The organism is Roseburia amylophila (assembly GCF_025567465.1).
GTDB lineage: Bacteria > Bacillota > Clostridia > Lachnospirales > Lachnospiraceae > Roseburia_C > Roseburia_C amylophila.
Window position 1 is genome coordinate 61,940 of sequence record NZ_JAOQKI010000011.1, and the last position, 13,319, is coordinate 75,258.

The 13,319-nt window shown below is 38.4% G+C and carries 15 protein-coding genes and 1 pseudogene; 1 reads left to right on the forward strand and 15 read right to left on the reverse strand.

Translation table 11 applies throughout. The annotated features are described in order from the left end of the window. Positions 1 to 137: 137 nt before the first annotated feature. The 7 genes from OCV43_RS08700 to OCV43_RS08735 form a co-directional block, all read right to left on the reverse strand. Positions 138 to 623, reverse strand: coding sequence for an NUDIX hydrolase (locus OCV43_RS08700; protein WP_262623873.1), 486 nt, complete (start codon positions 621 to 623; stop codon positions 138 to 140). Between the two features lie 53 nt (positions 624 to 676). After that, positions 677 to 2,038: an MATE family efflux transporter gene (locus tag OCV43_RS08705; protein ID WP_262623874.1), complete on the reverse strand. Its 1,362-nt coding sequence runs from the start codon at positions 2,036 to 2,038 to the stop codon at positions 677 to 679. A gap of 516 nt (positions 2,039 to 2,554) precedes the next feature. Then, positions 2,555 to 2,989, reverse strand: a complete 435-nt coding sequence (locus OCV43_RS08715) for a hypothetical protein (protein WP_227700434.1) — start codon at positions 2,987 to 2,989, stop codon at positions 2,555 to 2,557. Positions 2,990 to 3,412: 423 nt separating this feature from the next. Further along, the gene (locus OCV43_RS08720; RefSeq protein ID WP_118540930.1) at positions 3,413 to 4,105 is read right to left on the reverse strand and encodes a hypothetical protein; all 693 of its coding nucleotides are present in this window, start codon (positions 4,103 to 4,105) and stop codon (positions 3,413 to 3,415) included. Beyond that, complete coding sequence (locus tag OCV43_RS08725; RefSeq protein WP_118540929.1) at positions 4,102 to 4,662, reverse strand: RNA polymerase sigma factor; 561 nt, start codon at positions 4,660 to 4,662, stop codon at positions 4,102 to 4,104. Before OCV43_RS08725 ends, OCV43_RS08720 begins: the two co-directional genes overlap by 4 nt. A 132-nt stretch (positions 4,663 to 4,794) precedes the next feature. After that, the gene (locus OCV43_RS08730; protein ID WP_118665417.1) at positions 4,795 to 5,703 is read right to left on the reverse strand and encodes a nucleotidyl transferase AbiEii/AbiGii toxin family protein; all 909 of its coding nucleotides are present in this window, start codon (positions 5,701 to 5,703) and stop codon (positions 4,795 to 4,797) included. Between the two features lie 44 nt (positions 5,704 to 5,747). After that, complete coding sequence (locus OCV43_RS08735) at positions 5,748 to 6,485, reverse strand: DUF6577 family protein (protein WP_118665415.1); 738 nt, start codon at positions 6,483 to 6,485, stop codon at positions 5,748 to 5,750. Between the two features lie 348 nt (positions 6,486 to 6,833). On the opposite strand from OCV43_RS08735, the pseudogene OCV43_RS14170 reads away from it, so the two are divergent. Continuing rightward, positions 6,834 to 7,016, forward strand: a pseudogene (locus tag OCV43_RS14170) (IS481 family transposase); the annotation flags it as partial. 74 nt (positions 7,017 to 7,090) lie between these two features. Here OCV43_RS14170 and OCV43_RS08745 read toward each other — a convergent pair. The 8 genes from OCV43_RS08745 to OCV43_RS08785 form a co-directional block, all read right to left on the reverse strand. After that, positions 7,091 to 7,570, reverse strand: a complete 480-nt coding sequence (locus OCV43_RS08745; RefSeq protein WP_022243690.1) for a hypothetical protein — start codon at positions 7,568 to 7,570, stop codon at positions 7,091 to 7,093. Positions 7,571 to 7,596: 26 nt separating this feature from the next. Then, positions 7,597 to 7,866, reverse strand: coding sequence for a hypothetical protein (locus OCV43_RS08750; protein WP_022243691.1), 270 nt, complete (start codon positions 7,864 to 7,866; stop codon positions 7,597 to 7,599). 104 nt (positions 7,867 to 7,970) lie between these two features. Continuing rightward, positions 7,971 to 8,693, reverse strand: coding sequence for a hypothetical protein (locus OCV43_RS08755; RefSeq protein ID WP_118665413.1), 723 nt, complete (start codon positions 8,691 to 8,693; stop codon positions 7,971 to 7,973). Between the two features lie 378 nt (positions 8,694 to 9,071). Further along, positions 9,072 to 9,899 (reverse strand): nucleotidyl transferase AbiEii/AbiGii toxin family protein, encoded by an 828-nt coding sequence (locus OCV43_RS08765; RefSeq protein WP_022243693.1) that lies wholly within the window; start codon positions 9,897 to 9,899, stop codon positions 9,072 to 9,074. Beyond that, positions 9,896 to 10,489 (reverse strand): type IV toxin-antitoxin system AbiEi family antitoxin domain-containing protein, encoded by a 594-nt coding sequence (locus OCV43_RS08770; RefSeq protein WP_022243694.1) that lies wholly within the window; start codon positions 10,487 to 10,489, stop codon positions 9,896 to 9,898. Before OCV43_RS08770 ends, OCV43_RS08765 begins: the two co-directional genes overlap by 4 nt. A gap of 195 nt (positions 10,490 to 10,684) precedes the next feature. Continuing rightward, positions 10,685 to 11,458 carry a ZIP family metal transporter gene (locus OCV43_RS08775; RefSeq protein ID WP_262623875.1) on the reverse strand — a complete coding sequence of 258 codons (774 nt, stop codon included), beginning with the start codon at positions 11,456 to 11,458 and terminating at the stop codon, positions 10,685 to 10,687. Positions 11,459 to 11,552: 94 nt separating this feature from the next. Next, positions 11,553 to 12,425: a GNAT family N-acetyltransferase gene (locus OCV43_RS08780; protein WP_262623876.1), complete on the reverse strand. Its 873-nt coding sequence runs from the start codon at positions 12,423 to 12,425 to the stop codon at positions 11,553 to 11,555. 1 nt (position 12,426) lies between these two features. Next, a complete protein-coding gene (locus OCV43_RS08785) occupies positions 12,427 to 13,314 on the reverse strand; it encodes a DUF2156 domain-containing protein (protein WP_262623877.1) in 888 nt (295 codons plus the stop codon). Positions 13,315 to 13,319 lie beyond the last annotated feature (5 nt).

The following is a 13,319-nucleotide window of genomic DNA, read 5'->3' on the forward strand; positions in this document are numbered from 1 at the left end:
ATAAGGTCTGGCACTGCTCAATGCTACTTACATTATAACGTCATTTGCTTATAAAAACCAATTATATATAGTAATACCACTAATTAGTTTTACTAATTAATGGTATCTGGTTGCTTATTTCTACTTATAATTTACTTTTATTTCAATCGGGTTGTCCCATCTAATATGGCATGGGTCAAAGTATCTCCCTGATAGGATAATTTCAACGAAAAGAAACTCTCCCTCTCTTCTAACAGCCTGAAAAATATCTTATCACCTTCCCAGATAGGCAGATTATATACTTCTTCCTTTGGCACCCATTCCAGTGTTCCTTCGTTGCACTCGGTCATCGTACCGTGGAATTCATCTGCCGTATAAAGAAACATATATTCTGTCGGCCACGCATCGGAATCAAAAGTTACCACACCCCGCAGCCGATAGGCATCCAAAGTAAGCCCGGTTTCTTCTTTTACTTCCCGAAGCAGGCATTCTTCCGGAGATTCTCCTGCTTCAAAATGACCGCCAACACCAACCCATTTATCTTTATTTACATCATGGCTTTTCTTCACCCGGTGCATCATCAGGTAGCAATTTTCCTTTTCTATATAGCAAAGCGTTGTATTTTCCGAACGTCTTTCTTCCATTTTTCTTTCTCTCTTCCGCTTTCTTTTTTACTTTCTTCCATGAATCTATGGTTCTATGCCGCTATCCGAAGCTTCCGGAAGCATACTTTGAAATAAATAATCTCGGCAATTGCTGTAATCGACCAGGAAAATGCATACAAAAGATATAAGGATGCAATGGTTCCAAAATATGCAAAAATCGTATATACCCAGATTACACGGAATACGCAGGAGCCCATGATAACAATAATGGTCGGCACAATGCTCTTTCCAATTCCGCGGGATGCCGCAATAGTGCAGTCCATAAATGCGGAAAGTGCATAGGAAAATCCCATAATCTTAATCCGCTCCATTCCGGCTTCAATTACCTCCGGTTTGCTGGCAAAAAGAGACAGGAACTGTCTTCCGAAAACCACCAGCAGCCCACCAAAAATTGCGCCTGCCAGAAACGAATACAATAAACTGATGCGGTAACTTTTTATCATGCGTTCCCTGTTTCCTGCCCCCATATTCTGTCCCATGAAACTGGCGCATGCCGTATAAAACGCTGTCATAATATTAAAAATCAGCGTATCTGCATTGATTGCCGCTGAATTGCCGGACACCATAACCGCATCAAAGGAGTTGACTCCGGTCTGCACAAAAAGATTTGCAATTGCAAAGATTGCATTCTGCATTCCGCCCGGAACGCCAAGCATCAGCACACTTTTCGCCGCTTCCCTATGAAAACGTAGTCTGGAAAAATAGAGCCTGCAGCTATCCTTTCTCCGGCACAGATGAGAAACCACCAAAATAGCTGACACATACTGAGCAATAACGCTGGCAATTGCCACTCCGCCTGCTGCCATATTACACTGGATAACAAAGAAAAGATTTAATAACACATTTAACACACCGGCAATACTCAGATAAATAAGTGGAAGCTTCGTCTCGCCGGATGCACTTAAAACACCATTTCCAAAATTGTAAATTGCAAGTGCCGGAAGCCCCAGTGCATAGATCCGAAAATATAGTACTGCGCCATCCATAAACTCTGATTTCGTATGTAAAATGTTTAAAAATGGCTCCGCAAATATATTACATATCAGGCACAGTATAAGTCCTGCCACCAGACAAATCAATGCCGCCGTGTGCACGGTTTCTTCCGTTCCCTTCGCATCGCCTACGCCCAGTTTATGTGCTACTCTTACATTGACGCCGCCACCCATTCCAATCAGGAAGCCGGTAAATAAGGACACCAACAGCGTGGTCGAGCCAACCGACCCCAGGGGGATATATCCTGCATATTTTCCTACAATTGCTACGTCGCTTAAATTAAATAATACTTCTAATATCTGAGAACACATCAACGGTATGCTAAAGAGGAAGATGTTCTTCCATAAAGAGCCGGATGTCATCCCGATACTTTTTCTTCTGCTTTCTGCTTTACTGCTCATAACTTTATTTCACTTTGGTTGGTTTGCTATTCCTTTCCTGCCATATATCTTCTTTGATAATAATCCATTGTACGATAATCTATTACATCACGCAATCCTCTTACTTTTCCATAGTTATAGATGGATAAGCATCAAGCATAGACTGTCTTGCTTCCCTTCAAAAATGTGTGCGGTTTCAAAAGGTCTTACCCTTTGGCTGGTCACCTTCTACTGTTGCCAAATAATATGTCTCTGCTTCTTTTAAAAATTGTACTACTCGTTCCATGATGTAATCCATTCTTTAATATCTTTTATAATCTACGTCACGTCATAGGAAGCCTTGTCGTTAGCAGAAAGAATTGTTACTGAGCTTACATACGCATACATAACATCGCCTTTCGCGTTATGGGCTAACAGGTATCCTCAACCACTTATTTTATAGCAAATTCTTCAACGAATATATAGCAGTTAATGTGAACAGAACGAAAAGTTTTTGATATTCTCGCCTAAAAGTTACACAGAAACGCTCATCCACTGTTAGTTGCAAAAGTATATTTTCAACAAATCTGTTGTTGCTTTGTCATTTATGACAGCCCGTCCTATTGTTATGCCATTGCTGATGATAATATATTCTCCGTTTTCATATCTGGCATTTACCAAATCATCTTCCCTTTTTAAGTCTATACATATACTTGATATAATTCCGCAAATCTCCTCTTGTGAGCTTCCGCTTTTTATCTCATAAGCATAATCCGCATCTCCTATCTCATTCAGATCAGTTACCAAACAATACTCCGCTCCATTCATCAGCATTTCTTCATTCAAAGTGGGTAATTGAGCCGTCTTATACTCATTAAATAAAAAGATAACTACAAGCGCAATGAATACCGGAAAAAAGATACCGCCAAACCGCTGTGCATAATTTTGTTCTTCCCACCGCTTGCCATGACGACCAAACAGCGGTATTTTCATCTGCACCAAACCTGCTCCTATACTTACAAGCAAAAAATAAAATATAACTTTTATCAAAGACTCATCCCTCATTTAATCATTAATAAAAATATCATTCCTAAAACGACGCCTACTAACCATATAAAACGAAACACCTTGTTATATCTTGAACTATTAGAACACGGAACAAGCCAATATTCCTGTGGAAACCCCAAAAGGTATTCTTTTAATTCCTGCTTCAATTCCATGACTATACTCCACATTAATCCAAACAGCACAATGCACACCGTTCCATAATATGTAATTGGTGCATTTGTAACCACAGCAAAGAAATAATGTGCCATCTTTAGAAGGAAGATACACCACGCAATACAGCATACCGAAGCCAAATATTTTTAAGGGTATAGGCGTTATATCAAGTTCTTAGTATATGAAATTTGCAGATTATTCTTGGATTTGGCTCAAATCAAATGCACCGTTCTCAATCAACTTCAAAATTGTGTCTACCAAGTTGTTCTTTACAGTTTCACTTTCATTTTCAGCGCCAGAATACTCTACATAAATAGTGTTCTCTCCCATATCAAAGGTTGCATAATATATTACGGTTTTGATACCTTGACTATTTGACTTTGTTACGAAATATCCTGCATTGATATCAACGCCGTCTATACTTGAAGTGATTGTATTTCCATCAATGATAGTATCTAATAGATTTACACCCTGTTTAGATACTACCATTCTTGTATCACCAATTTTTCCCTCAAAACCCAGAATATTATGATTGTCAGCATCAAAGTAAGCATCTGCGGTAACAGGCAAGTCTGCAAAAAGCATTTCAATCTCAGCATCGCTCAAAGGTCTTGTTATTACATTTAAGTTAATTGAAGATTGTGATAAGTCATTTTTAACAAAAGTAATTGTTTCTCCACCATCCAGCGTAGCAATATCGTTTTTTGTACCAAACAGATTGCTTTGAAAAATTCCCACTCCAATCACAGCAACGAGTACGAAGCAAGCAGCAACAGACACCCATTTTTGCCGATTAGTTATTTTACTTGTTTTTTTCATAGGTTCAGCCTCCTTAATATACTGATTATCGACATTTCCCAATGCCCTTAAAAGTTTCTTTTCTTTCATACAGAGATACCTTCTTTCTCTAACAATTTTTTGAGTTCGTTCCTTGAACGAAATAATGACATCTTGATTTTGCTCTCGCTCATACCATATTCCGTTGCAATTTCTTTAATGGGCGATAAATACCAATATCTTCTCATAAAGATTTTTCGCTGTTCTAATGACAGGGAAGAAAGAAAGCGGTTGAGAATATCCGTTAGAGCAATTTCTTCAACAATGTTTTCTGTACTATCCAACGATGGTATGCACTCTTTTATTTCATCAAAAACCAATGGCATTTGCCCGCCATTACGTTTCTTTGCATTGAGCAGTTCGTACCTGTCCAAAGATAAGTTGCGAGTAATCTTCCCTAAAAAAGTTTTTAGGACAGATGGACGGTTAGGCGGTATGCTGTTCCAAGCTCTTAAATAAGTATCATTTACACATTCCTCGCTGTCTTCGTCATTGTGAAGAATATTAAAGGCTATATATCTGCAATACTTTCCGTATTTTTTTGAAGTTTCGGATATAGCAGCTTCGGAGCGCTCCCAATATAAATCTAATATCTGCTTATCATCCATAGGCTTCTCCTCCTTTCCCTTGTATTAAGGCCTTTCACCCTAATAGACGGGAAAAATGTGTCAAGAGTCACTTAAATTCAAAAAATATTTATTCAAAGATTAGCTTTTGATATTAATTCTTCAAGTATCATTTTATTTCATTATCTCATCAGTCTTCACCACATAAGCATAGGCCTCTGGATTTGCCTTTTTCAAGTAACGAAGAGTCAATAACTTTTCATGCACTAATTTATGATTGGCATATTCCCGGAAGTCCTTCACCTTTTCAAACTCTGTATCTGTCAACAAACACATTACCATGTACATAACCATGGTTGCTCTCCCTGCTGCAATTTCCGGACTATAGTTTTCTGCATAAATATGTCCACGTAAGTCACGTATACCTTTAACATATATCGGATACTCCTCTGCTCCGACCTTGCCTCGTGACGCAATACATAAAGCTGACTCAAAGCTGTCCCATAAGCAGTCCGTTGGTGTTGCATTTATTCCACGGTATGCAATCTCCGCCAACGCAATCGGTTCATATGTACGCTTTACAACATCGCATTCTTTAAAAACCTCTATTAAAGAACACACGTCATAAAGCTGCTTCATTACTTCCATATCCTTACCTTTATTAAGTTCGACACCTGTCGTATGAGGAGCAAATGCAGTCAGTTTATCTGCAAGAATACAATCTGCACTCGGAATTTTAACTGTTAGATACTCTTCTTCTGTCAGTAGTAAATCATTTCTTATTTCCTTTGTCTCAACTTCTGCATAATGATTATTTTCAAATAGCACATCCAATAATATATAAAATTGTTTATTGTTAATTGGTGAATCATAAGTAAATTTAAAATGCCGCTTTTCTATATTGTTTTTTCCGACTCTCTTCTGTTCTTCCACCATCTGAAATGGAAATATAGCAGATGCTTTTTCTAAGTAATCATCCAAATCAGTCCCTGGTTCCACAATAATATCAATATCTGTAGATAATCGACGTGGCTTATCCATTAGCATCATAAGGCAGGTACCACCTTTAAAAATAAATGGCATCCTCACCCTTGCCAAAGCTTCAAGAAGTCCAAAAGCATTTGCACCTACTCCTTTGTTTTTAATATAATATCCGTTTTATCATGTAGCAGTTTCTTTATTTTCTTTGCGCTCTTTCTTCGATTTGCATATCGAAACAAACAGTTTTCATCAATATAGTATCTTGTAAAAGCATCCATATATACACCCGGATATTCTGACTCACTTATAGATGCCAGAAGTAACGGTTCTGACATAATGTCTACTAATAGCTTCTCCAATCTTGTATGCCACGATTTTTCCTGTCCTTTTGGTGCTTCTGTTATAAGCTTTACAATTACAATCATGTTATCCGACCAATACAGATGGTAGATATCTGCCGTTGGATTGATAAGCACTTTTCCAGGATATTTCTCCTTTAATGTATCAAAAACAAATTCCATAATATCTGATTCTACTGATAGGAATATAACATTATGAGCCACTAAATGATTTACGAAATCATTCATTTGAACAAATTCAAATATTGTAAAATTCAAATATGGATATTGTTCCTCTAGTTGCAATGCCACTTCTTCCGCCAATTCCGAATAGTCATGCCGGTACACCTGTCGCTTATCATTCGGCAAACAATAATGATTACGTCCCACCCTTACTATCTCACCATCATTGACCATATCTTCAACCTTTTTGTAGAACGAAGCTTCACTTAATTGATATCCTCCCTGACGAAAAGAGACGAATAATTCATTGCGCGTAAATTCCGTCACATTATGAACACCCCTGAAATAAATTTCTTCAGTCATCGTGATATCACCTCCAATTATTTTTCCGGCACTTCACCCAGCCAAGTGCCGGAAATATATGAATAGCGTAATATTTCTTTTCATATTTGTCAATATTTTTTCGGCACTATTATTATTTTAGTGCCATTAATATATTTCCCTTTTCTCAAAAAAATATACCTGGAATTTTTTTACTTTTTCAAGCCAAACGGCAAAAAGAGCAATCCACCATAAGATGAATCACCCTCCCTTCGGCTACTACTTTCCATTCAGAAAATATGCCCAGTACCTTTTCTCTTTATCTGTCATAAGCACTTACCTTGCCTTTTCGGTTTTAGGTACGCTTGGAACGATAACATCATCAGACTTTCTGCTATCTACAGACAGCTTCATGAAAACGGAAGCATCAAAAAAGGGGATGTATCTGAACCCACGGTTAACAGATATATTAATCTCCTGGCTCTTAAGCTCAAAACAACCAGCAATCAGGATATGCGCCGCTATGAAAGACCTCACATAAATGAAGTATGGTGTGGTGATTCAAGTATTGGTTCTTAACTGAAAACTCCTGATGGTAAAATAAAGTTCTTCCATAGTGGTCTCCTTTCCGTAAAACTTTGTCAGCATTACCAATCTTCTCCATACTCATCCATTGCATCATCTACACCATCTGCATAATCGCTGTCTCTGTCATATCTGTCATAGTCATAATCGTCATCCATATAGATATCATCATAGCCATCATCATAAGAGTCATATGTACTCTTCTTTGTCGTTGTACTTTTCTTTGTACCACTGCTATATGATGACTTGTTTGTAGAATTTGATTTATTATTGTAACTACTGCTTGAACCAGAGTTACTTGTACTGCTCTTAGAAGTACTGCCAGACGATTTATTGCTATATGATGAACTTCTATGGGATGTACTGCTTCCCGTATATGGTTTATGCAAATAACAATAGCTGCTTCCACTTGCCTGCTTATTATCACATCCTGCCTTAATGCACTTAGGCTCACTTGCTTCACCTATGGAACCTATTACAAACAGAACACCTATTATTACAAGGAATATTGCCAGTCCCTGTCCAAATGAATTCTTTCTCATACAAATCAGCCTCCCTTGCAAAAAACTCAGTCAAAATCATAATCATCCGGGTCTAACCCTGCTTCTTCCAATGCCTCTGTCCTGTCATCTGGATTCATACGTTCTAATTCATCAACATCAAGTCCTGCTGCCATTGCATCAATCTCAAAATCATCCTTTGCGTCATCCTCGAAGTCTCCGGCATCTCCAAATAATGCTTCATGTTCTTCCCTGCTGGTGCAAAGCATTTCTCCTGCAAACATCATTTCTGAGCTATCTATTTCTCCATCGCCATTTAAATCCATCCAATTTCTCATTGCCATACCTCCTGTAATCAAGAATTATCAAGGTTATTTGTTTCTTTCTGATTATATAGTACTACTTATGTTGTCCTATAATTGGAGATCTGAATAAGCCATAATCAAGACCTCCCGAGTTTCTCTGATAACTCATCCTCAGTAATTGAACACATACCCTGTTCAACATTCACATCAAAGGAGGAAATCGGAGAAATTGCTTCAATCATAGTAATACTGATATCCGGGGTTGACTGAATCTCAGAAACACATTTCGAATATCCATCGTCTTCAAAAACATATCCCGCAATAACAAGTTTTACACCGATTGTGTCATTAGCAAACTTGACTGCATTCAGAACATCGTGCGCAGTGTAGGTGCCATCTTTAAGGACAAGATAAACAGTGTAATGGGTAAACCCATATTTTTCACTAAAGGTTTGAGGTGTATATTCCTCTGTTTCAACACTCAACGTATCTCTGGTAACAACCATACATCTTGATGCAGCAGATATACCATTCAGCTCAAATGCATTCTTCAAAGTATCTTCAACCTGGTAGTTTACCTTTTCCTCGATGTAATTGTCCTCTACTGCACCGGTGTCCTTGTTAATTCTAGCTGTGAATAAAATGTCTTCATTATCTGCAGGATGAACATAAAGTTTTGCACTATCAGTATTGAAGCGATCACCAATTTTTACAGCAACAAAAGATTCTCCATACTTCTCAGACAACGCCGAGCACACATCGTTTGCCGTATCATTATTAATTTTAGAGCAAGCACTCATAGTAACCATTGTTGTAAGTGCCATAATTATTAACCCAACTTTCATAATAATCTTTTTCATGTTTATCTCTGCCTTCCAAAAGCCATTACACTCGCATTAGTCGCAAGCAATATATCAATCCCAAAAGGGAACAAATTTCAAAGTTAGTGGGCAATACATCGGGAACCGTCGAGAGCATCGACGGCTCCCGATTTTTGCCAGTTTTGCACTCCGCACTTATATCATACGCAGCGAGTGCATCTATAATCTCCGGCATAGTAATACTGTGCGTTTCATCAGTCCGCTCCAGAAGAATTTTCATAAGATATATCAGTTTCAATTTCTGATTTGATGATTTAGGCTTATAGCACCTCCAAACTCCCCGATAAAACTAAAAACTTCTCTTATATGATACCATAAATAACCATATAAGAGAAGTTCCTTCATTCCTGAACAGAACTATTGGAACATTTTTATAAGCACATCCATAACATCTGCATACTGAATTTCGCTTGCATAAGAAAACTTCTTCCGATATTTCTCCCACATTTGAATCAATTCCTCACTTGCAGACAATTTTTCAATAATTCCAGTCTTATCTATTATTTGCTCCCTACTTCCTCTATGAATTGCAGTCGCCTCTAATGCCTTCAGGAATATTTTCTTATCATATCTCTGTGTTGTTCCAAGAATATAAACATCATAAAAATCTCTTGGTCTTGTATTAAATATTCCTCTACTTAGAATTGTTTCAACCTTTTCAGCCATAACGCTTTCGATGTTATATCCCCACATCTTAATTCTGATTTCTTCATCAAATATTCCACTAAACTCATATTCAACAGCTTCCGGTGTTATCACATCACCTGTAGAAACATCTATTGATAACGGGGTAACAATTGTGTCATATATTGCATCTAGCCTTACACAGAATCCACCATAACGGTCATCTTTCCTAATAGGTGCAATCGATTTCACTTCAAATATTACATCATCACCTAACGTAATCTTGCATATATTTTCCACTGCTTCCATAACCTTTTCTTCCGTTAGTGGCAGATTTCTGAGTGTTGTATCAAGGTCCATAGTGGATCTGGTATCCAATCCGACTATTGCTGCAATAAGCATTCCGCCCTTTACAACAAATTTCTCACGATAGTCTGACATTGACAGTCTTGCAAGAAATCGTTCGAACATATAATTCTGCAAAACAACCTGTGCTGCTATACTTTTTGATTTTGCATAATTTTTTATTTTGCCCTTTAAACTCATTGCTTTTGAACTCATAATAAAACCTCCAGATACCTCTTCAAAGTCTTTTCCACCTTAAATTGTTTTGCGTACTCTGATAATTTATTTAAATCTTTATTTCTCGATTCTGCATAATTTTTTATTGCAGCAATTACAGTTTCTTCATCTATACGAGTGCGACTTCTTAACAAATCACATACTGTTCTTTCCGCATCATAACATCGAACTACATTTCCAAAAGTGGTTTTCATATCAATAGCGCCAAGCTGATGTAACTCTGGTTTCACATAATAACAATTACATTCTCCTATAATTGCTTTTGGCAAACAGGCATTACTCGGAATCGTAACTGAATGAGTAAACGGAGTTCGATCTGATAACCCATTCAAAAATAATGCTGTATCATGAGAAAAAATAATCTTTTTTGAACTAAGCATTAATATGTACATATCATCCTGTGTTTCTTCTGGAAGCATATAAACACCTTGTCTGCAACGCTCTAGTAATCCTTCTTTTACGTACTTTGATAATAACATTCTAGAAAATCCCATCGACAAAACATCCGATGTTGTAATCATATTGTTGTTCGCTCTAATTGCACTATATATTTCCGGATTCATATTCATAGCCGCACCTCCTTTTGTTTACATACATATTGATATTATATGATTTTTCGATTCATTTGTAAACTATGAATTTAAAGTATTCATATAAACTTACAACTTGATCTATCATCGTTGAAACCGGACATTTTTAACAAAAAATCCCGGATACCTGATAAAAATGAGATGTTCCTCAAATTATCAGCTATCCGGGATTTTCTATCCCAGCGCCACATCCAGTATCATCATCAGCAGAAATCCTACTGAAAACCATATGGTTGCAATATTCGAATGGCTGCCTGTGGATGCCTCCGGCAGCAATTCCTCGATTACCACATAAATCATGGCGCCTGCTGCAAACGATAACAGATACGGCAGAATCGGAATCACTATGGATGCTGCTGCAATGGTTATAATTGCAGCTATCGGCTCTACAATGCCAGACAGTGCACCGTAAAGAAATGCTTTTCCTTTTCCGGTTCCTTCACTGCGAAGCGGCAATGATATAATTGCACCCTCCGGGAAATTCTGAATGGCAATACCGATTGCCAGGGCAAGTGCTCCTGTCAAAGTAATATTTCCGCTGCCCATCAGAAATCCTGCGAATACCACTCCCACTGCCATTCCTTCCGGAATATTATGTAAGGTAACTGCCAGTACCAGCATGGTTGTTTTTTTTAGGTGTGCTTTAATTCCCTCCGGCTCATCACTGTTTAAATGTAAATGCGGAATAATCCTATCCAAAATCAGCAAAAATGCAATTCCAAGGGCAAATCCAACTGCTGCCGGAATAAATGACAACCTTCCCATTTCTTCTGACAATTCCAAAGACGGAATCAATAGCGACCATACCGACGCTGCCACCATGACTCCGGATGCAAATCCCAGCAGGGATTTCTGCACCAGCGGCTTCAACTCCCCAGTCATAAACAGCACACAGGCCGCCCCTAAAAATGTTCCTACAAACGGAATCCAGATATATACTCCAATCATATAAAACCTCCTTTCACACTTGCTATTCTAAAGCTGCATTTCATTATCTTCTTATAAAATTCTTCTCTCATATGGAATTTATCTCATAAAGTTTCTACTCCAGCGTAAGATTCAAGTACCCATTCTCCGCCTCATCACAGCCGGTTATCATGCCAAAATCTTTTTTCTGATAGCCCGATTCTTTTTTATCATTTCCGACTCGTTCTTCTCTTTCAACTGCCGCCAAAGATTTTCTGACTCTGACCAGAACTTTTATCCGAAGACGCTTTAATACCGCCAGCAAATCCTGCTCTGATAAAGTTGTCTCCAATACTTCGATTGCATTTTCCTCTTCCCTGAATAATAAAAGCTCCTCTCTGCCATGGTGCTGCACTTTATAAGCATAACCATCTGCATAGTCATTTTCCAGCAACGCATAAGTGATTGCATCCTTATCCCAGCGGATATAACCATTTCCCATAAAATAAGCATCCCGAAGCTGCACATACTCATCCGGTGTCACCGTAAGCAGCCAGTATTCCTGCTGCCCTTTTTCTTCCCCCTTTGCTTCTGCAATTTCATCCGGAAGAATGGTTCGCTCTGCTACGCAAAATGCCATACGGAATCCCAGCTTCTCATAATAGTATATGAGGCTTTCGCTGGCTGGTTCTAAGACAATCGGTGTCTGAAAATGCTGTTTTCCTTTTTCTAACAGCATTTTTGCATAGCCCCTGTCCCGGTATTCCGGCAGGGTTGCTACTGCATAAGCATAATGTACCGGTATCTCACCTTCCCCGGTCACAAGATACGCCTTAAGAAATGTTGTCATTGCCACAGGCTTCTTATCTTCCATACACACCAGCATATTTTCTTCCGTAAACCGGTGCGTGAAATAGAATTCCATATAGTCTTCTTCATCCCCGAAGCACCGATGCCAAATCTCTTTTATCTGTGGAATCATCTCTTTTGTTGCAAACCGTATTTCCATCTTAAATCTCCCGTGCAGTATAATTTTTCAGCAAAATATCAGGATAATAGGATAATTTTGCCTTTCGCAGTCCTTCATCCCCGGCATCATCTTCTCGGTTTACATAACTATACTCCTGACAATTATGCATTACGAACTGCTGGTTAATCATCGGATAAGCACCCTGTATTTCCGGAAATGCTTTTTCAAAATGCACTACATAAGTATCGGAATTTAATCGTTCTCCTATGGTAAATGCTACGATTTCTCCAGCCTTGCGCAATATGCCGCCCTCTAAATGCAGCGCATCAAAATATTTCATTGCCTGATTCAGGGCACACTGCTCATCACTCATATCCTCATTCCACTTGCAGGCTCTCCGGTCGCACCACTTAAGATTCATAGCATAGCATTCCTGCTTATTTTCCGCTGTCATTGGCTCATAACTCCAATCCTCGTCATCTTTAAATCTTGCAATGTGATTTCGTTTGCCATGAAGCTTCTTTCCTGCCAGACTGGTCAGCTTGTCCACTGTATAAATATAATCAAAGCTGTCCCTGTTTTCTTCGATCTGAAAAATACCGGAAAAATACGTTTCTAAAAACTCCCGGTCTGCCTCCTCAATACTTTCAATATAGAGCTTGCTGTTATCTTCTTTTGCATGTGTAAGGAGCTGCATAATTGCTGCCTTCTTATCTCCGGCTCCAATTGGGAATGCATAACAGTCTTCCCCTTCTGCATCGAATTTTATCACGCAGCAGCCGCAGACTTCTGCCACTTCCACTTTATATATCACAGACCAGATAAAGTTATTTGCAAAGCTGTATTCGCAGCCCTGTCGGTTATCTTCCCTAAGCTTTTCACTCATCCAGTCTCTGTCATCTATGGTTATTGGTCTAAATTCTATCATATCAT